Genomic DNA, 20,812 nt, shown 5'->3' on the forward strand with positions numbered 1-20,812 from the left:
ACCGAATCCTTCATCCCTTGCTGCAAATATTCATCCAGTCTAGGTTTTAGCGTAAATGCACTGTCAATCGCAGGGTCCGTCCCCGGCTTGTAAGCACCGATAGAGACGAGATCTTGATTTTTCCGGCAGATGGAGAGTATTTGACGCACCGCTTTCGACATCAACAGATGTTCATCGGTGGTGATTTGTGGCATAACACGGCTGACCGATTTCTCTACATCAATCGCTGGGTAATGTCCGGCATCGGCCATTTCACGTGATAAAACAATGTGACCATCAAGAATGGCTCGCGATGCATCAGCGATCGGGTCTTGTAGATCATCCCCTTCGGTGAGCACGGTAAAGAAAGCGGTAATCGATCCTTGGTGAGGACCGCCATTTCCCGCTCGTTCAACCAAGGCGGGCAGTTTAGCAAACACCGATGGCGGATAACCTTTTGTGGCTGGCGGCTCACCCACAGATAACGCAATTTCACGTTGCGCTTGGGCAAAACGAGTCAACGAGTCCATGAGTAGCAATACATCTAACCCTTGATCACGAAAGTATTCCGCAATCGCTAACGCGGTTTGACAGCCTTTTAAACGCATCAGCGGTGAGGAGTCCGCAGGCGCGGCTACTACAACTGAACGTTGACGTCCATCAACGCCTAAAATCTCTTCTATAAACTCTTTTACTTCGCGGCCACGTTCACCAATCAGCCCCACCACCACCACTTGAGCGGTTGTGCCACGAGTCATCATGCCAAGCGTTACCGACTTACCGACACCAGAACCGGCAAATAAACCAATCCGCTGCCCTTTACCCACCGTCAGTAAACCGTTGATCGCTTTTAGGCCAACGTCCAGAGGTTCTGTTATGGGTTTGCGAGCTAATGGATTGATGGGGTCAGCATTAAACGATGCGCGCTTTTCGGTATAAATAGGCCCCAGCCCATCGAGTGGATTACCGACACCATCAATCACCCGTCCAAGCAGCTCCATCCCGACTGGTAGGCCAGCATCCCCTGTCATTGGGGTAACTTTAGCTCCGGGCAGTACGCCTGTTATCTGTTCGCTGGGCATCAGATAGAGGTTATCGCCAGAAAAGCCAACCACTTCCGCTTCCATTTCTCCTGACATGGTTTCTACTTTACATAAGCTACCAATAGGAGCTTTACAACCGGTAGCCTCAAGGGTTAAACCAACCACACGGACCAGTTTGCCCGATGCCATTGGGCGGCAGGTTAACCCTTCGGTTTTATATTGACTAAGGCGATCGGCAAGAGACAACACTATTGATCACCTTGTTGGTGACGATTGGTGCCACAAAAACTTTTCAACACGCTACGAATACGATCTTCCATTCGATAATTCACACTCGATTCACCTGCTTCAATCTGGACGTCACCGCGATTTAATGCCGGCTCTTTAACTAATGTCCAGTTTCGGAAATCCAGCTCTTTTTCGCCATAAGCAGAATGAATCACTTCAACATCTTCTGGATGGAGTTTTAATGTGATGGCATGACCGGATACAGGCAGGGATTCAACCGACGATTTGACGGTATCTAAGATCACTTGCGGATTGGTTTGTACCTCAACGTGAACGACTTCTTTGACCAAGGTTAAAACCATATCGACCAGCTGTTTTTCGACTTGGGCATTCATCAACTCTAGCGGTTGAGCAAATTGATTGGCAAGACCAACGAAAATATCAACCTGCTGCTGGATGAGGGTTTGCCCTTCAGCAACACCCTCGGTTTTGCCTTGCTCAACACCTTCTTGGTGTCCTGCAATCAGCCCTTCTTCTTTGCCTTTTTCATAACCTTGTTTGAATCCGGCTTCTTGGCCTTGGTGCAAACCTTCTTGATAAGCCCCTTGTTTGATCTGGCCAATCTCTTCTTCGCTGAGTTGCAGCGGCTCTTCGACCACTGGCTCATCAAAACTTGGCATCCAACCGGGGTCGTAGTTCATTGCCGTTTCTTTGGCTTTTTTATTGATCTCTGCGCCGTAGTCCGGCAACCCCCACTTTTTGGCTTGTTCAATATTAGCGTCTGCATCTAAACGTAAAAAGCCGCGTTTTCTTTCTCCAGACATAATGCTACCTATTGTTGAGTCAGGGTTAGATTATAAGAATTCGTCTGCACCGCCAGACAGCATAATTTCGCCACTGTCGGCCATACGACGTGCAATCGCCAGAATCTCTTTTTGCGCCGCTTCGACATCTGATACTTTAATCGGAGGCATGGCTTCCAGATCATCTTTCATCATCTCAGCTGCACGTTTTGACATGTTTTTGAAGATCTTCTCGCGCAATGCGTCATCAGCACCTTTAAGTGCTTTTTGCAGTACATCTTGCGGTACATCACGCAGCAATTTTTGAATGCCTTGGTCGTCCACTTCTACTAAGTTTTCGAACACGAACATCAGATCTTGGATCTGCGTTGCCATGTCTTCATCTTGCTCACGCATCTGATCCATGAGGATGCCTTCGATATTGTTATCGAGGTAGTTCATGATATCAGCCGCGGCTTTCAAGCCACCAATTTTCGCCGCTTGCGCGCCCGCTTGACCGGCAAATTGTTTCTCCATGATTTCATTCAACTCAGCCAATGCCGAAGGTTGTACTTCTTCAAGGTTGGCAATGCGCATCAATAAGTCTAAACGGTCACGTTCAGCAAACTGCGCCAAAATTTCAGCCGATTGATCCGGTTCTAAATACGATAAAACAATGGTTTGGATTTGTGGGTGTTCATTAACAATGATGCTCGCCACTTGTCGTGGGTCCATCCATTTCAATGAATCCAACCCTTTTGAACCCGTGCCAAGCAAAATTTGATCGACCAAGTTATTGGCTTTATCGGCACCTAATGCAGCGATAAGCGCGTTACGCATAAAGTCTTCGCTGCCCATACCGATATTGGTGTATTTCTGAATATCTTCGAGGAAAGCACGATGCACCGCGCCGACTTTCTCTTGGCTAAGCTCTTTCGCTTTCGCCATCGCGCTACCGACTCGTTGTACCTGCTTAGGTTCAAGATGGCGGATGATGCCAGCGGCGTCCTCTTCGTTTAAGCTCAACAACAAAATAGCCGCTTTTTCATCACCAGAAATTGTTGAAATATCAACCGATGATTCTGTCACTTCTGTTCCACTCTTATTTTTATTATCAGGCATTTTGCATCCAATTCTTCACTACTTGAGCCGCAAGTTCAGGCTCATTGGCCACTAGAGCACGCACCGCTTTCAGTACATCCTCATCCTTGTGTAAGTTTGGCAAATCAATACCGGAACCAAACTCAAAGAGATCACCGCCATCAATACCACTGCCAATTAAACTGGTTTCACCATCAGCACCAATCGGTAAACCATCAGGTCCGTACATTGGGTCATCATCATCCGCAGCAGGGTTGAGCAGTTTTTTCAGCGCAGGGCGAACCAGCACCAGCACCACAACCACAATAACCAAGGCACTAGCAAACCAGCGTACCCAATCGTTGAAGTTTGGATGCTCCCAAATAGGGACATCAACCATTGATTCAACTTCAGGCACGGCAAATTGCATGCTCAAGACATTCAACAAATCGCCACGGTTTTCATCAAAGCCAACCGTCCCAATCAATACTTGTCGCACGGCGCTAATTTCACTTTCGCTCAAGGGAGTATAGGTGACTTCGCCAGTCTCTGGGTTAACCGATGGTCGGTTTTTAATCGCCACCGCAACGGTCTGACGATTCACCACACCCGATTGTTTACGTTCATGACTGATGGTGGTATCGAGTTCAAAATTGCGCGTGGCTTCTTTGTGCACAGAACCTTGCCCAAGTACCGAGCCATCTTTCATCTGCGCAACGTCTTGTGGGATAGAAGCATCCGCAGGTGGCTGATTACTTAATGCACCTGGAACGCCAGCCACCACATTGCCGTTGTTATAGTCTTCAAGCGTATATTCGCTGCGTGTCGCTGGCGTATTCGGGTCAAAGCGTTTACGCGTTTGTTCAATGGCACTGAAATCCAGTTGGATATCCACTTGGGCGGTGTAATTACCAAAGCCTAGAATTGGGATTAATACCGAATCAATTTTGTCACGCAGCGCCTCTTCTTGCTTGCGTTCAAGTTCTTGTTCTTTACGACGGGCTGACGACACAGGATCTTGAGAGCCTGAGCTGAGCAGCCGACCATGTTGATCAGTCACGGTAATTCGATTGGGTTTCATCCCTGGGACAGCACTGGCGACCATATCGACAATAGAGTCGACCTCTTCTTGTTTGAGGTTAGCGCCAGTTCGCAAGGTAAGAAATACGGAGGCCGAAGCATCTTGGTTATGACGAACAAATACGCTTTGCTTAGGCAGTGCCAATAACACACGAGCTTTGTTGACGAGCTTCATCTCTTCAATCGCTTTGGCAAGCTGACGTTCACGGCTAAGTTTAAGGCGCTCTTGCTCAAGGCGCTGAGAAACACCAAAGCCCATGTCTTGCATCAAGATTTCATCGCCCGCTTGCTTGTTTTGATTTAACCCTGCACGGACGAGGTTGAGTTTTAAGCTGTTGTATTCACTGGATGGCACTAAGATAGTATTACCATCTAATTTATAGGTCAGTTTCTGCTGATCAAGATAATCGAGGACAGGAATAAGTTCTTCGGTTTCATAAGCGCCAAGCGGGCGCATTTCAGGTTCTCGAACCCAAAAGAACAACATGACAATCAGTGCCACACAGATGGAAATAGAGAGGACTAACACCACCTGGCGCAACAAGTCCAAGTCGCCCATCGCAAAATCACTTTTGGATGAACTCTTCTCTTCAAGATCTGGGTTTTGCGTGTCCATGTCTAGATCTGAGCTCGCCATTAAAGCGTGGTCAGAACCACTGGTCACGGTAAGATCGGTTGTTTGCTTATCTTCTGCCACGGCGGCTACCTAATTTATACGGGCATATTCATGAGTTCTTTGTAGGCGTCGACAAGTTTATTTCGAACTTGAATCGTCGCTTCAAAGGCTACACTCGACTTGTTACGAGCAATCATCACATCCGATAGTGAGACATTTTCATCTCCCCGATCAAAGCGGGTTTGTAAATTACCTGAGGTCTTTTGCAAACTGTTCACGTTATTAATGGCTTTGGAAAGCATGTCGCCAAAATCAGCACTCACACTTTGTCCAGTTGCCGCAGGACGAGCATTGGTTGCTTCCAACATCATTGTTTGCATTTCGCTGTTTAAACCATCAAGTCTCATTGCTACCTCTAACGCCAAATCTTTGACTGCTGTGCTGCTTCTTTCTGTGATGCAGCAATTTATATGCCATCACCCACTTTGGGGTTAATTCGGGATATCAATTCCTGCATCACGCATTTTTGCTAATTTATAACGCAGTGTCCTAGGGCTAATTCCGAGCTTGTCAGCCATCTCTTTACGGCGGCCTTGGCACTCGACTAAAGTATCCATGATAATGGTGTACTCTTGATCTCTCAGCTCATCACCCAATGCAGCGCCATTGTTATTAAACAGCTTGTTCACTTCGGCTTGTGCTACAGGCTTAATCTCTGGTGTGGCAATATCGCTGCGCTCTACGACTTGTTGCAGGCTGCTAGCATCTTGCCAATCAACCCCTTCCAACAAGATATGTTCACTTGCAATGTCTCCTTGCTCACTCAAGATCAGCGCGCGTTGCACGACGTTATCAAGTTCACGGACGTTGCCCGGCCAAGCGTAACTAAGCAACTTGTTAATGGCTTGCGGCGCGATACGAGGCACAGGTAAACCAAGTTTAGTGCAGTGACGCTCTACAAGGTGGTGAGCAAGCGGTTCAATATCCCCTTTGCGGTCACGTAGCGCTGGCCATGAGATTGGGAAGACGTTGAGGCGATAATATAAATCATCACGGAAATTGCCTTCCTGCACATACTGCTTTAGGTCGCGGTTGCTGGTCGCTAATACGCGGACATCAAGCTTAATGCTTTTACGCCCCCCCAAGCGTTCCACTTCACGCTCTTGGAGTACGCGCAGCAGTTTTGCTTGTAGGTTCAGATCCATCTCGCTGATCTCATCGAGTAAAATGGTCCCACCTTGTGCTTGTTCAAATTTGCCCGGACAAGCTTGTACCGCTCCTGTAAATGCCCCTTTTTCATAACCAAATAAGGTGGCTTCGAGCATGTTGTCTGGAATGGCGGCGCAGTTGATCGCCACAAATGGCCCATCTTTACGCGGAGATGAGTTATGAATGTAGCGAGACATGACCTCTTTTCCAGAGCCGCTTGGGCCCAAAATCATGACGTTAGCATCGGTTTTTGCCACTTTGTCGGCAAGTGACAATAAGCGCAGGCTTTTCTCATCTGCAACAACCGCATCACCATTATCATCCGATTTCACTGGCGCGTAACGGCTAACCATGTTGAGTAGCACTTCGGGGGCAAAGGGTTTTGCCATGTAATCAATGGCGCCCTCTTTCATCGCCGAGACCGCATCTTCAATATTGGCGTACGCCGTCATCAACAACACGGGTAAATTGGGCCAGTGCTGTTTGATGTTGCGCAGCAGTGCAAGGCCACCCATGCCAGCCATTTGAACGTCAGAGACAACAATATCAACAGGATGTGCTTTGAGTTTAATCAGTGCATCTTCGGCGCAATCAGCTTCCAGCCATTCATAACCGGCCAGCGCCAAAGTATCGACTAACGCTTCGCGTAGACCTTCATCATCTTCAACGATTAAGACTTTGCTTTGAGCCATCATCCTTCTCCAGTCTCTGTTGGTGAAGAAGGGGCATGACGCTCGAGTGGAATGCACATAGTAAAGCAAGCCCCCTCCCCTTCTTCTGAAATTAATTCCAATCGCCCATCATGGGCGCGGCAGACCATTTGTACCACCGCTAACCCTAACCCCGTTCCTTGTGAGCGAGTGGTAAAAAACGGTTCCATAATTTTACTTTGCAGCGCAGCAGGGACTCCCGGGCCACTGTCTTGTACCGAGATTTTCAGCTCACCATTTACCGGGCGAAAAAAGACATCAATTTGCGACGCCTTACCCGCAATTTGTATTGCGTTCATCACTAAGTTACTCAGTGCAGAGGCAATGGCATTTGCATTGCCTAACACCACTGTCCCTTCTTGTTCCACTTCCTGATGATAATCAATTGCGCTATTTTTTAATGCCGTTTCCACCATGGGAACAAATTCGCTGACCAAGTCTGTCACTGTAAACGGCTGAATGACTTTATTGTCACCACCTTTGGCAAACAACAACATATCATTGACTTGTTTTTCAAGATCATGAAGCCTATCCATCAGCTTAGACTGAAAACGCTCTCTTGTAGCGTTTGGCAAGTTAGACGCACCTAAATTTGAGGCATAGAGCATAGCGCTGGATAACGGTGTGCGAACTTGGTGTGCCAAAGACGCCACCATTCGACCGAGTGAGGATAAGCGCTGTAAATCACTGATGCGTGATTGAAGTAACCGAGTTTCGGTTAAATCGGTGATTAATATCAATTGGCCTGTTGCTGATGCTGAAATGGCTAATCTAACTTTACGACCATTGCGCAGCGAGATTTCATGCCCATCATCTTCTCTCGGCGCAAAAGCACTTTGAATGACGGAATACCATTTTTCACCCGCCAATGGGACTTGCAATAACCGCTGAGCTTCAGGGTTAGCTTCTCTGACTACGCCTTGAGTATCGAGCAAAATGACGCCAGCAGGCATCACATCAAGAACCTGTTTATAGCGCTCAACTTGATCCTCTACAGAATCTAAGTGAGATTGATTAATGGGTGTGTCAGGAGACTGCATGTCGAAATTCTACCTATAAAACAACAATAGCCTAACACGCAAAATACATGCCAGGCTATTTTTCTTTAAAATCAAAGAATTAATCCATTGCCAATATATTGACTAAACTTTACCCATGCTGTTTTTGAATCACCGTTGCATATTGTATTTACGCATTTTTTCAACCAAGGTCGTACGGCGCATACCCAGCATATCAGCGGCACGCGCTACCACTCCGCCTTGAGCTTCAAGGGCTTGGTTGATCATATTGACTTCCAAGTCCGCCAATAGCTCTTTCAAATTCACGCCTTCAGGAGGCAATGACTGCGGTGCGTTGAGATTTTCGTGCATCTCTTCGACGTCTTCAAAACTGAAGTTTTCAGAGAAAATACCCGCCAGCACATCACGTTCTTGGTCTTCAACAGAACCATAGGAGCTGTGCTCTGGTTGGAATTCTGGAATATCACTATAGCGGTATTTAGTTGGTAAATGATTGACGTCGACGAGACTATTTGGATAGAGAATGATCATCCGCTCAACTAAATTCGCTAGCTCACGAACATTGCCCGGCCAATTGTGTTCCATTAACGAATTGACTGCTCGCGGGGTAAAACAAAATGGCTGTCCACCTTCCGCTTCCATACGTGTCATGAGTTCTTGTAACAGCAATGGGATGTCGTCTTTGCGATCTTTTAGCGCTGGCATTTCAATTGGGAAAACATTGAGTCGATAGTAAAGATCTTCACGAAATGATTCATCATCAATCATGTTTTCTAAATTGCGGTGAGTCGCTGACACCACACGCACATTCACTTTAATGGTGGTGTTACCGCCCACACGTTCAAAGCAGCGTTCTTGTAACACACGCAACAACTTTACCTGCATCGACATCGGCATATCACCGATCTCATCGAGAAATAAAGTACCGCCTTCGGCAAGCTCAAAACGACCTTTGCGCGCGGTTATCGCTCCGGTAAACGCCCCTTTTTCATGACCAAATAATTCACTTTCAAGTAAATCAGCCGGAATCGCACCACAGTTAATCGGCACAAACGGACCGTTGCGGCGTGCAGAATGATAATGGATGTTACGCGCAACCACTTCTTTGCCCGTTCCAGATTCACCTAAGATCAACACATTGGCTTCTGTGCCTGAGACTTGCTCAATCAAATGGCGAACTTCTTGGATACCATGACTTTGGCCTACAAGGCTACGAAATAAGGTATTCTTACGCGATGTAGAGGGAACTTGCACGCCTTTGCGTCCTAAAAATTCTTTGCAATGTCGTAATGCGTCACTCAGTTGAGGGTAATTAAGAGGTGACTCAAGTTCACCGACGTATTGAGTAAATTCTTCCAATGAATATGGCTGCTTGTTTGCCATTAGAAGTGGAATATAATTGGCCTTAGTCAACCACTGAGCTATCTCATCAGTTAACTGCTCACTTTTTAGCGATCCAATAATGCAGCCCCCCCACAATCTTGAACAATCAATATCCTTGATTTGGGATGACTCGATCGCCTCGCAGTGCTCTCCAACAAATTCTAAAATGTTACTTAGATTGAGACGGATCTGCGGATCGTCTTCTATCACAAGCAGTTTTGCTAAACCTTGCATAGGTGAGAATATTTGCCTTAAATCAGAGAAATTGTGGCCGCACTTCTGAAAATCGTTATTCAGTTTTGTTTTTCTATAATCACTTGATTAAACGATAGACAATTTGTGGAATTCAGCAACAAAAAAAGCCATTAGGCTAGTAATGGCTTCTATTCTATGGAATAAAAAAAATAAGGCAACCAAGCAATGAGCTGGTGTGACATCAGTTAAAACTTTAAAAAATAAGTGCCTAAAGTTTTATAAATAACTTATATGCCCACTTCGCTTGCCGTCAGATTGTGGTATTCAGGAGGGATTTGATCCCATGCTGATTTAATTTCTCGAATGATGTCGATCACATCATCCAGTGGTTGCGGGTCATTTTGATGATTAGCTTCGGTGATCTGAGTGATCATAAATTCATAAAGCTGATCTAAATTTTTTGCAATATCCCCGCCATCACTCATCGATAAGCAACTGCGTAAGCTAATAATGATATCCAATGCTTTACCAAGGCGTTCACCCTTACTTGGAATATTCCCCTGTAGCATTGCTGCTTTTGCTTGAATAAGGCGTTCAATGGCACCCGCCATCAACATTTGTACGACTTTATGCGGCGAGGCCGCACTGAGCTGGCTATCCACTGATACCTTTTTGTATGCCTGTAAAGAACCGCGCATAGTCTTCCTCTTATAAAAACTTTTTGTATTGCTGAACGGATTTATTACCGTGTCGGTATTTTTGGAGCGTTCTACCGATCTCGACCGTTTTTGACTGCATCAGTTCAACAAGATGTTTAGTTTCATCAATAGCCTCTCGCCATTGGCTCGACATTGCAAACTGTGGATTTTCTGACGCATGCGTCAGTAAGTTTTGCAATATCCGTTCCCTTTTATCGACAAGATGATTGATTTCTTCAGTATTAATTTCATCAATGACAAGCATTGCTCTTATTTGGTGATCTAGATCACTTAAAAGGTCGAGTTGCTGTTCCATATCAGCCGCCTAACGCATTCATCATACCAGCTAATTGGTTCTGCATTTTACTGGTCGCGTCTTGCATTGCTGAAAACTTAGAATGCGTTCGCTTCTCCAAACTGTCCATGCGGCGATCAAGTGCCGCTTGGTCGTCCGCCACACGGTAGTTGCGTTCTACTAAGCTTTTTTCGCGTGTGCGAATCGACCCCGTAACCCCCGTCATGCTCTGAATAGCATCTTCAACCCGTTTGGCAAATCCTTGGTTTCCACCAAAGAACTCACCTAGCTTATTAAAGTTGTTATTGAGTTGGCGATCTAGCATGTCGTAGTTAATTTCAAGTGTCCCTTGGCGTGTGGTGGTAATACCAAACTCAATCAGACTTTTGATCTCTTCTGGAGCCTGCTCAATTCTAGTCGAAAAAACACTACGTAGGCGAGAGTCTGCACTGCGCACAATACTGTCACCCGCCAGTGGCCCAGCTTGGCCAGTCCGAGGGTCAACGCCTCCAAGTTCTTTAGAGACCTGATAAAACTGATTATACGCCGCGACAAATTGTTCAATATCATCGCGCACGGTTTTGCGGTCATATTCAATGCCAATTTCAGCTTGTGGTTTGCCTTTGGCCGTTTGCCCTTTAAGGGTCAAATCAACCCCTTCAATCGCATCTTCAATCACGTTGTTGTTGCTAGAAAGGGTCGCCACACCGTCCAAAACCACCACAGAATCTTGGCCTGCTTGTACTTGAGTCATACCTTGATAGGCGTCAAACGATGCTTGTGCCGCTCTAAGCTCAGCATCTGCTTTGTCCACTTTATCTAAATACTCACGCTCTTGCGGGTCAAGCTTTTCACGCTCTTTCTGCTTGGCTTGCTCTGGCGTCAGTTCACCACTACGCACCGCCGCCGCAACCGCGGCTTTTTCAGCTGCTAATTGCTGTTCAAGCTTGGCTTGCGCTTCTTTGGGGGTGACATAGGAGTCAACCAAAGTACCAGAAGCAGTATTGGTCCAACCGGGCACATCTGGCGCTTTTTCTAACGCGGTCGCATCAAGCTCTGGATCAGGTTCATAGTAGGAATCGAGCAAGGTGCCAGAGGCGGTTTCAGTCCACCCTGGAATACGATCTTGCGGTTTCAGATATTTATTGGCGGCAACACCGGCGGCGGCGTCGGTTAATTCACCGGCAGCATTGGCGACTTTACCGTCGGCAACTACTTGCCCGGCGACTTCTTGAACACCACTCGCCATACTTTGGTCAACTTCGCGTGCCGCCGCGCCTATTTTCTCGGCGACTTTTGCAGCGATAGCTTGTTGAGCTGGCGTGAGTGGTGCAATGATTTGTTGCGCCGCAGCGCGTGCTTTTTCTAAATCTTTAACGCGTTCTTCCAGCGTTTTGTATTCTAGATTTTTGAGCGGATTTCCGGCATCAGACTGAGCATTAATTTTAATGTCATGATCTTTTCCAGATAGATTAGAGGCCACAATCAAACGTGGTCCTTCAACATCATTGATTACCGAAGCACGAACTCCGGGATTGGTTTTAGTGCTGTTGATACCGCGAACGATATCAATCAATTTTGAATTGGCTTGGACATCAACATCAAACTTCTGATCACCAAGTGAAATCTGCAGCTTACCAGGACCAAACTTTGCCTCTTTATCTAAAACATCCGAGGCAACTTTATGGCTCTGTGCAAGCTGCAACACATCGATAGCATATTTACCTGCTATTGCGTCAGTGGTGGCTGTCGCGGAGACGACATTTTCATCAGTAGTATCGACTTTTCGCAAAGCGAAAGCCTTCTCCTGACGAAAATTCGTCATAAGATTTTTCATCGTATCCAGCGACTCTTTGAGCCGGCCGTAGGCACTGATACTGGCATCAATTTGGCCAAGCTCATTATCAATACGTTGCTGCTTAGGAACGCGCTCTGCATTGACAATTTTGCTGACCAAGGAATTGATATCCATGCCAGTATTCATACCCATCGGGCCTAAGCTCATTAAATCACCTCAAAAACTACGATTACACCTTAGCAACCAATAAACCTGTACTGTGGTCTTTTTGTCTGGCAAGGCGTCGCAAAACCTCTAGCATTTCCTCGTTCGGGATCTGACGAATAATGTCACCAGTACTGGCTTCATAAATCGTCACAACATCCCGTCCTGATTCTTCATCGACTCTAAACGCTAAGTCTTTGTTGATAGATGAGATAAATTCATTCATCTGCTCTACCATCTTGGCTCTTTCCGATTTGTTGATCTGCTCTCGTTGCTGTGCAAGCTCGATTGCCGCTTCAACGCTTTGGTTTTGCCTATTTCTTAACTGTTCAGTACGATTCACCTCATTTTGTTTCGAGGAAGCGCGTGTCGCGCCATCGTTTTCTGAAGCAAATTTAATGCCACTTTGCGAGCCGTAAGGCTGGATGTTCGATGTGTAGGATGGTATTTCCATAACAATCTCCCTTCCACCTCATAGGTTGGCAGTGAAAACACTGCTTTCCCCACAAAGCTCCATTCGCCTATCGGTTAACCCAATAGACTAAGAGCTGCAGATGGTGACTGCTTCGCCTGTGCTAAAACTGACGTACTCGCTTGCTGCAAAATCTGCGACTTCGTCATTTGGGTTGTTTCACGGGCATAATCAGTATCCTTAATTCGACTACGAGAAGCGTTGACGTTCTCGTTGATGTTATCAAGGTTACTGATGGCATGACCGAAACGGTTCTGGAATGCACCTAACGAGGCACGTTGGCTATCAACGGCCTTTAATGCACCATCAATCAAAGCTACAGCTTCCTGAGAGCCGCCAACCGTTGTGACATTGATGTCTTTGACGGTTACGTCTTTACCTGCAGCAAAACCAATTTCAGTACCCAGTCCACCACCAATAGTGACATCGCTTGAGACTTTTTGATTGGCGGCAAACAGTTGCAGTTTACCTTCATCACCGACTGAAGCTTTGATGTCACCATTTTGACCATTAATGTAAGTAGCGACTTCTTCTAAGTCATCACCCGCTTTAGCGTTAATGGTGACTTCGCGAGCTTCTCCTTGTTTATCAGTATAGCTCAGAGTCAGATCCGTCGCATTGGTGACTGACCAGTCAGGCGCTTTGCCATTTGTCGCGACATAGCTCTTACCGCCCATCGCTTTTGTGTCAGAACGCATGTCGCTCATGGAAAGCATCACAGCTTCACCAGAATCGGCACCAATTTGGAAAGATTTATAACCAAACGAACCATTTAGCAGTTTATTACCACCAAACGAGGTTGTTTCAGCAATACGGTTTAATTCATCATTGAGTGCTGAGACTTCCTCTTGGATCGCTTGGCGTTCTGAACTTGAGTTAGAACCGTTTGCTGATTGCAAAGAAAGATCTCGCATACGTTGCAAGATATTGGTGGTTTCATTCATTGCACCCTCTGCGGTTTGTGCAATGGAAATGCCATCATTTGCGTTTCTTACCGCCATATCTAAGCCACGGCTTTGTGACGTTAAACGGTTTGAGATTTGTAGACCCGCTGCATCATCACGCGCGCTATTGATTTTATAGCCCGATGACAGACGCTCCATCGATTTCTGCGTACCATCAGCGGCGTTATTTAAATAACGCTGTGCGGTCATTGCAGACACGTTAGTGCTTACATTAATTGCCATATTGATCTCCTTAGGCATTGTGTTGATGTACTTCCGTGTCTCTCACCTCACGTCGGTACACCTCATTTCTCTCGTATCCTTTAACGGCGAAAGATTTATATCCTTTAGAAAAAAATAAGCCTTTTTTTAAAATTTATGCAGCGAGCATGAGAAATGTGATTAGCGTCAAAAAATAAGAAAGATAATGCTGCATCGACTAACACTTTTTCCACTTTGCCACTAAGCAAAAAATCCAGCCGAGGCTGGATTTTCATTAAGGGTAGCTATTGGGCTCTTTTAGCCAAGTAAGCTAAGTGCCGCTTGTGGCGCTTGTTTTGCTTGAGCAAGCACTGAGCTTGATGCTTGAGAAAGAATTTGCGACTTAGTAAGCGCTGTTGTTTCTTTGGCAAAGTCAGTATCTTTAATACGGCTCTTAGAAGCACTCACGTTTTCGTTAATGTTATCTAAGTTGCTGATTGCATGGCTAAAGCGATTTTGGAATGCACCTAATTGTGCACGGTGGCTATCTACAAATTGCAGTGCAGCATCAACAATGGCAACCGATTCTTGAGCGCCACCCACAGAGGTCACATCAATGACATCTACGGTAACAGCTTGACCAGCTTGCATGCCGAGCTCACCAGCAAGACCGCCTGCGAATGTTACAGGGCCTTCTACTTTATTACTGCCAGCGAAGACTTGTAGTTTTCCTTCATCATCAACTGATGCTTTCACCATATCAGTTTGGCCGTTGATGTAAGTCGCCAACTCTTCAATATCATCGCCTTCTTTAGCTGAGATATTGATAGTCTGATCTGTACCTGAAGTATCTTTCAGAGTGATTTGTAGATCGTTGCTGCCGGCTTGAACTGACCAATCTTTATCTTTGCCGTTCGCCGCTTGGTAGCTTGTGCCGCCCATCATAGCATTGTCACTACGCATGTTGTTTAGGCTAAGCATGACGGCTTCACCGTTATCCGCACCGATTTGGAATGACTTAGTTTCAAAAGTACCGTTAAGTAATTTGTTACCACCAAATGATGTGGTTTCTGCGATACGGTTTAACTCGTCATTCAGAGCGGTGACTTCTTCTTGAATCGCTACACGGTCTGCTTTTGAGTTTGAACCGTTAGCTGATTGCAGTGACAAGTCACGCATACGTTGCAAAATGTTGGTCGTTTCATTCATCGCACCCTCAGCGGTTTGTGCAATAGAAATACCGTCATTCGCATTACGTACTGCTACGTCAAGACCGCGGCTCTGAACATTCAAACGGTTAGAGATTTGTAGGCCTGCCGCATCATCTTTTGCGCTGTTGATTTTAAAGCCAGAAGATAGGCGTTCCATTGATGTTTGTTGTGCATTGCTAGCGCCGTTTAGGTAACGCTGTGCTGTCATCGCTGATACGTTGGTATTTACATTAACTGCCATGGTGATTACTCCAATTGATTTTCCGATGTTTCCGGTTTCCGACGTCTCGGAAAACCAAATAGTTCTCTCAAAGTTACTTTTTATAACGGCGGTACTTTCCAAAGCTTGAGGATTTTTTTTCAATTTTCTTAAAAAAAATGTGTTTAGTGTAAAAAACAGGACAAGAGGTCAAAAACCCATCAAAAAGGTAATAATTTCGCTAAAGAGTTGTTGATAAAGGTCGATAATTGTTGATTTTTATCGCTAGCGAAGTAAGGCCAATGCTAGGTTTGGCTGTTTTTTGGCTTGCGCAAGAATAGAGGTACTGACTTGTTGTAGGATTTGCTGTTTTACCATTTGGGTGGTCTCTTTCGCATAGTCAGTATCTTTAATTCGACTGTTTGAAGAAGCGAGGTTTTCATGTACGTTGTCGAGGTTGTTGATGGCGTGGTTAAAACGGTTTTGCAACGCGCCTAACTCAGAGCGATGGCTATCAACGTACTGCATTGCGGTATCAATGACGGCAACCGCCCGCTGCGCACCACCGACTTCGGTAATATCAAGAGTGTCTACTGCTTCATATCCCGTCACATTCATTTGCAACTGATTGGCTAAGCTACCTTTAAAATCAATAGTCCCAGAGGTTTCTTTACCCGCCATGAACAGCTGTAGCTGTCCTTTGTCGTTGACTGACGCCGATACTTTATCGGTTTGCCCATTGATGTAGGTTGCCAACTCTTCAATATCGTCCCCTACTTTTGCTTGGATTTGAATGTTGTGCTGTTTTCCCTTGGCATCGGTATAGCTCATGGTGAGCTGCCGGTTATCTTGTGTCACCCGCCACTGACTATCCGCCATGCCTGCCGCAACATAGCTAAAGCCCCCCATATCCAAACTGTCTGAACGCATATTTTTTAACGAAACTTGCACTGCTTCACCAGAGCTCGCCCCTATCTGAAATGAGGATTGACCAAACGAACCATTCAGTAACTTACGACCACCAAAAGAGGTGGTTTCAGCAATTCGGTTTAATTCATCGTTCAAGGCGCTCATTTCTTCCTGTAAAGCTTGCCTATCCGCTTTACTGTTCGCGCCATTCGCCGACTGCAAAGAGAGATCTCGCATACGCTGAAGCAGGCTGGTTGTCTCTTGCATTGCACCTTCAGCAGTCTGCATGATTGAAATGCCATCATTAGCATTGCGTACAGCGACATCTAAGCCACTCATTTGCGACTCAAGACGATTCGAAATTTGTAAACCCGCAGCATCATCTTTGGCACTATTAATACGCTTCCCGGAAGCAAGACGCTCCAAAGATTGATTCAACATTTCGCTTGCTGAACCTAAGTGACGCTGCGCAATCAAAGCGGGAACATTGGTATTAACGGTAATTGCCATAACAGACCCATGCCATAGAATGAATGATCTCTTTATCGGACAGTAGACGCTTTTCTTTACATAAAATGCTTAAAAAAGAAAAACCGAGCACAAGGCTCGGTCCGATAGTAGGTCAGTATTGAAACTTACTTTAGTTCAAGATGTTGCAGCATCTCAGCTGAAGGGGCAAAAAAGTACGCACCCGTTACGGCTTTGGTAAAGCGCAGCAGTTGGTCTGTTTTACCATCCGCCACACCATACATACTTTCCAACATCACTTTAAAGTTATGCAGCGTATGGCAATAAGCAATGAATAGTAAACCGTGCTCACCACTCACCGTACCGTAAGGTAAGCTATGACGAACAATTTTCAGCCCTTTCCCCTCTTCTTTTATATCGACACGGCCAACGTGAGACGCTGCAGGTACATTATCAAGCTCAATCGAATCAGGCTTAGTGCGCCCAATCACTTTTTCTTGCGCCGCCACATTTAAGCGATTCCAAGCTGGAAGGTTATGCACAAAACGCTGCAACATCACATAGCTGCCGCCAGCAAATTCACCATCAGCAATCAGTGCCACTTCTTGACGTTTTTCGGCTTTAGGGTTTTCAGTGCCATCGATAAAGTCCGTCATATCTCGCGCATCTAAGTAACGAAATGAGTAGGTTTCATCCACCATTTCAACCAACTCTGCCACGGGTTCCATCCATTTACGCAACACATAAAACAGCAAGTCATGACGCTGAGAATGGCAGTGAATCAACACATCCACCTCGGTACTTGGTGCTATGGTTTCGCCTTTACCAAGCTCAGGAAAATCAATCAGCTCTTGTGGTATGCTTTGATTTAAACGCTGCCAAAAGGTGCGAGTAAACGCGACCGACACGGTTAATTCAGCGCCGGGTTGATGTTGATTTATCTCATTGACTAAAGCGGGCAATGCTTTTAATTGCGCTAAAACATGCGCCGGATTTTGCTTTACTTTTAAAAGGCTAAATAGTGCAAACGGACCTGCTTCAGGCAGAATCGCGGTTTGAGGTTGTGTCATAAAATATCCTCACTTACTTATTTTTGCTCAGTGTAATTCAGTTTTTTGGGGCGACCTTGATTGGGATCACGCCTTGTCTATGAGCGGGATAGAAAAACAATCACGCACACTTTTACTCTTCAGTAGATATAGGCCAAACCATAACAGCACCAACAGTGTGCTTGCATTGGCCCAATTAAAAACGCCGTGCTCTAAATAGATATGATAAAGCGTTTGCATAAATTGCAAGATAACCATAAGTAACGTCAGCGGTTTTCCCATGCTGACGATGCGGTTTAGCCACGATCGTTCAGGAGCACGTAAGCTGATAAGCCACATCAGAATGATACTTGGCAACCCCATAATCAACCCCAAATAAAGCATCGAATGGTCTGGGTAAACAATGGTTAAAATCGTCGTGCCATTATCTCGGCTTGCTCCTGCCACCACGAAAACAATCCAAGCTTTTGCCAAAAATAACCAACCAAGCCAGATAAGTTTAGGGGCTTTAAGAAAACCATGTTGGTCGTATCGCTCTAACGCATAACGCATCAATACCTTCGCTCTTTTAAAAAAACGTTTTTACTTTAGCGAATCGATTTCAAATAGCTAGCCAGATCTTTTGCTCTTGGCCAGTTTCTAACTTGAATGCACACAAACGACTCGGAATTGCAGGTAGGCAGGATAATCCTCAAAGATTTTCAATAAACGTTACACAGGTCTACTAAACAGTGATATGGATGGGAAGTCAGATATCACCACCAAATCAGGTCGCTAGTTTAAAAACTATCGTAATTATTTAGCATGACATTGGTCTTGATACGCCTGTAAGAATTCCGATAGAGGCACAGGTTTTGCGAATAAAAAACCTTGCAAATAGTTAACATTATGATTTTTTAGATATTCAGCTTGCTCAGCCAGCTCAACACCCTCAGCAACAAGATCAATTGATAAACGCTTAGCAAGTTCAATCGTATTTTCAACCAAGTGTTCAGCAATAGGATCCTTTCCTATGTTTTTAATGAATATTTGATCAATTTTTAAGTAGTCCAGTTCGATTTTTTGTAAGTTTATCAGACTGGAATGGCCAGTTCCGAAGTCATCAATCGCTATCTTACAGCCCAAACGTTTTATGTTACTGAAAAGTACATCTGTTGCATCCGAAAACTCAAGAACCTCTCGTTCAGTAAGCTCTAAAACAAGCACTACTTTCTCTGTATCGATATACTCAACAAAAGCCTTACATTGGTTAAAAAGATCTTGACCATTGCAATGTTGAGGCGAAATATTTATCCCTACATGAAACGGATGAGGTAAGGAGTCCTTATAATTATTCAACTGCTTAGCGGTTTCGTTAATGAGCAATCTTGTCATTGGAATAATCAGCCCAGACTCTTCAGCTTGAGGAATAAAAAGATCCGGACGAACCACACCTTGAATAGGGTGAACCCACCTTATCAAGATTTCTATACCCATAATTTCATTGGTTGAGGCATTAACAATCGGTTGAGCATAGGGTACAAATTCTTCTTGACGAATTGCACGCTGAAGTTCCGAATCTAACGTTTTTGGGCGGTTAATAAGCCACCAATAACAAATCGAAAATGACACCTGCATAAATACAATCAAGAAAATATAGAACTTTCTCTCATTCCAAAATGCAGACCAGGATGATGGGTAACCAAATCCTGCATAAATTGTAAATGGGAAACGTTCTGATTTAATCTGTTGAACAGCAGTCAGTGCAAGCGTTGGATCAGTTGGATACATTACACCGTCCTCACCTAACCAAAACTCCCCCAACTGTAAAAATAGAGATAAAGCATGAGCAGAAGATTGAAGTAACGCTTGTTGGATGTGTAATCCGTCAATACCGCTAAGTGACACATTATCATTTTCCACATTACGAACGACAATTAGTGGATGCTGCAAGTCTACTTGACTGCCTGACATTAATAAGAGCTCACCTGAGATATAAGTCTGCGGGTTATCAATAAATGATCGTTCTCCCCAAAGAGATGTACAATATATCACTCCATCATGAGCTAAATTTGTCGTTCTTACAAAAGGGCTCGTCGCTACAATTTTTCTTAATTCTACGATAATTTCATCACAACTCTCATTATGACTGACGAGAGAAAGTGTTTTCTTATTCGCTTCTTTAGCGTGATAGAGAATAGAATCAATGTTTGATGCCGCATTTACAGCGTGCTCTTTTGATTTATCTTGTAGGGAATGGAAAAAATAATAGTGAGATAACTGTAAGATAAGAAAGCAGGGGATCACTGTCAAAAAAATAAAATGGACCGACTTTAGCTGGCCTTTTGTACTCATTACTTTCCCCATATATCTTGATGCATGACTTATCTCTTTCTATGAATAAACAAATGGTAATATTGACTGCAACTAAAACTCCATGTGTTGTTAGAAAATAGTGTACTTCAGGCCGATTTCTCCTCAATTTAGATTAGGGAAAAAACCTATATTTTTCACAATCTGTTGAACATTCTTAAAAGTAAAAGGTTTGGTGATCACAAAATGCTCACAAAAATTAAGATCATCCTTAAATTGCCCAATCTGAGCTTCATTGGATAATAAAATTAATGACGACAAACCATACTTAACCAGTTGCTTATCGTTAATAGCATCTAACATAGATATAATGATGCTTGTCGGATCTTTTTTTACAGAATCCAAATCATAAATAACAAGGTCATGACTGCCTGTATCCACTCTTTGTTTTATCACATTTAGGTCATTTCCACCGGAAAGTTGAATATGGGTGATATGGTTTAATGGTTTGAGCGCAGAACGCAGTAACTCTCTGATGATAGGATATTCACTAACAACTAAAATGTTCATCTTTATTCTCAACGATAGTTAACGGCCACACTGTGTCATAAAAGAAAAAAGAATTATTTTTCATACGCTTGACACTTTTTTTCTTAATAAATAACAATGTCTAGAGCCAAAGTCGCGTAATTACGTCTTATGGATGGAACAATCGACATTGACATAGTGTTATCAACCAAATCATTCA

General features: G+C 44.7%; 19 protein-coding genes. All 19 read right to left on the reverse strand.

The genetic code is table 11. The features are described 5' to 3' along the window. Window positions 1-1,271: flagellar protein export ATPase FliI (gene fliI / locus AACQ21_RS13015; RefSeq protein WP_105976860.1), on the reverse strand; the 1,271-nt coding region annotated here is incomplete at its 3' end. Beyond that, a complete protein-coding gene (gene fliH / locus AACQ21_RS13020; RefSeq protein ID WP_013856311.1) occupies window positions 1,271-2,074 on the reverse strand; it encodes a flagellar assembly protein FliH in 804 nt (267 codons plus the stop codon). The genes fliH and fliI, both read right to left, overlap by 1 nt. A gap of 30 nt (window positions 2,075-2,104) precedes the next feature. Then, window positions 2,105-3,154: a flagellar motor switch protein FliG gene (gene fliG / locus AACQ21_RS13025; protein WP_013856310.1), complete on the reverse strand. Its 1,050-nt coding sequence runs from the start codon at window positions 3,152-3,154 to the stop codon at window positions 2,105-2,107. Further along, the gene (gene fliF, locus AACQ21_RS13030; protein WP_013856309.1) at window positions 3,147-4,889 is read right to left on the reverse strand and encodes a flagellar basal-body MS-ring/collar protein FliF; all 1,743 of its coding nucleotides are present in this window, start codon (window positions 4,887-4,889) and stop codon (window positions 3,147-3,149) included. Before fliF ends, fliG begins: the two co-directional genes overlap by 8 nt. 14 nt (window positions 4,890-4,903) lie before the next feature. Continuing rightward, window positions 4,904-5,215: a flagellar hook-basal body complex protein FliE gene (gene fliE / locus AACQ21_RS13035; protein WP_094164287.1), complete on the reverse strand. Its 312-nt coding sequence runs from the start codon at window positions 5,213-5,215 to the stop codon at window positions 4,904-4,906. An 84-nt stretch (window positions 5,216-5,299) separates the two neighbouring features. Then, on the reverse strand, window positions 5,300-6,709 hold the full coding sequence (locus AACQ21_RS13040) for a sigma-54-dependent transcriptional regulator (RefSeq protein ID WP_026028065.1): 1,410 nt from the start codon (window positions 6,707-6,709) through the stop codon (window positions 5,300-5,302). Beyond that, window positions 6,709-7,767, reverse strand: a complete 1,059-nt coding sequence (locus AACQ21_RS13045; RefSeq protein WP_105976861.1) for a sensor histidine kinase — start codon at window positions 7,765-7,767, stop codon at window positions 6,709-6,711. The genes AACQ21_RS13040 and AACQ21_RS13045 overlap by 1 nt, the downstream gene beginning before the upstream one ends. 129 nt (window positions 7,768-7,896) lie before the next feature. Further along, window positions 7,897-9,363, reverse strand: a complete 1,467-nt coding sequence (locus AACQ21_RS13050; RefSeq protein ID WP_017045739.1) for a sigma-54 dependent transcriptional regulator — start codon at window positions 9,361-9,363, stop codon at window positions 7,897-7,899. A 248-nt stretch (window positions 9,364-9,611) separates the two neighbouring features. After that, window positions 9,612-10,022: a flagellar export chaperone FliS gene (fliS, locus tag AACQ21_RS13055; RefSeq protein WP_010318718.1), complete on the reverse strand. Its 411-nt coding sequence runs from the start codon at window positions 10,020-10,022 to the stop codon at window positions 9,612-9,614. A gap of 10 nt (window positions 10,023-10,032) precedes the next feature. Continuing rightward, window positions 10,033-10,338: a flagellar protein FliT gene (locus AACQ21_RS13060; RefSeq protein ID WP_013856304.1), complete on the reverse strand. Its 306-nt coding sequence runs from the start codon at window positions 10,336-10,338 to the stop codon at window positions 10,033-10,035. Window position 10,339: 1 nt separating this feature from the next. Next, entirely contained in the window at window positions 10,340-12,322 is a 1,983-nt protein-coding gene (fliD, locus tag AACQ21_RS13065) for a flagellar filament capping protein FliD (RefSeq protein WP_105976862.1), read from the reverse strand. 22 nt (window positions 12,323-12,344) lie between these two features. Beyond that, a complete protein-coding gene (gene flaG, locus AACQ21_RS13070; protein WP_013856302.1) occupies window positions 12,345-12,773 on the reverse strand; it encodes a flagellar protein FlaG in 429 nt (142 codons plus the stop codon). Window positions 12,774-12,847: 74 nt separating this feature from the next. Further along, complete coding sequence (locus AACQ21_RS13075; RefSeq protein WP_105976863.1) at window positions 12,848-13,978, reverse strand: flagellin; 1,131 nt, start codon at window positions 13,976-13,978, stop codon at window positions 12,848-12,850. A gap of 276 nt (window positions 13,979-14,254) precedes the next feature. After that, window positions 14,255-15,388 carry a flagellin gene (locus tag AACQ21_RS13080; RefSeq protein ID WP_013856299.1) on the reverse strand — a complete coding sequence of 378 codons (1,134 nt, stop codon included), beginning with the start codon at window positions 15,386-15,388 and terminating at the stop codon, window positions 14,255-14,257. A gap of 243 nt (window positions 15,389-15,631) precedes the next feature. Next, a complete protein-coding gene (locus AACQ21_RS13085; RefSeq protein WP_105976864.1) occupies window positions 15,632-16,765 on the reverse strand; it encodes a flagellin in 1,134 nt (377 codons plus the stop codon). Window positions 16,766-16,890: 125 nt separating this feature from the next. Then, the gene (locus AACQ21_RS13090) at window positions 16,891-17,793 is read right to left on the reverse strand and encodes a Dyp-type peroxidase (protein ID WP_017048866.1); all 903 of its coding nucleotides are present in this window, start codon (window positions 17,791-17,793) and stop codon (window positions 16,891-16,893) included. A 66-nt stretch (window positions 17,794-17,859) separates the two neighbouring features. Beyond that, window positions 17,860-18,327 carry a DUF2919 domain-containing protein gene (locus AACQ21_RS13095; RefSeq protein WP_017045745.1) on the reverse strand — a complete coding sequence of 156 codons (468 nt, stop codon included), beginning with the start codon at window positions 18,325-18,327 and terminating at the stop codon, window positions 17,860-17,862. 240 nt (window positions 18,328-18,567) lie between these two features. Then, window positions 18,568-20,106 (reverse strand): EAL domain-containing protein, encoded by a 1,539-nt coding sequence (locus AACQ21_RS13100; RefSeq protein WP_105976865.1) that lies wholly within the window; start codon window positions 20,104-20,106, stop codon window positions 18,568-18,570. 123 nt (window positions 20,107-20,229) lie between these two features. After that, window positions 20,230-20,634, reverse strand: coding sequence for a response regulator (locus AACQ21_RS13105; protein WP_105976866.1), 405 nt, complete (start codon window positions 20,632-20,634; stop codon window positions 20,230-20,232). Window positions 20,635-20,812 lie beyond the last annotated feature (178 nt).

The sequence above is a fragment of the Vibrio sp. V01_P9A10T6 genome (assembly GCF_963877065.1).
GTDB lineage: Bacteria > Pseudomonadota > Gammaproteobacteria > Enterobacterales > Vibrionaceae > Vibrio > Vibrio anguillarum.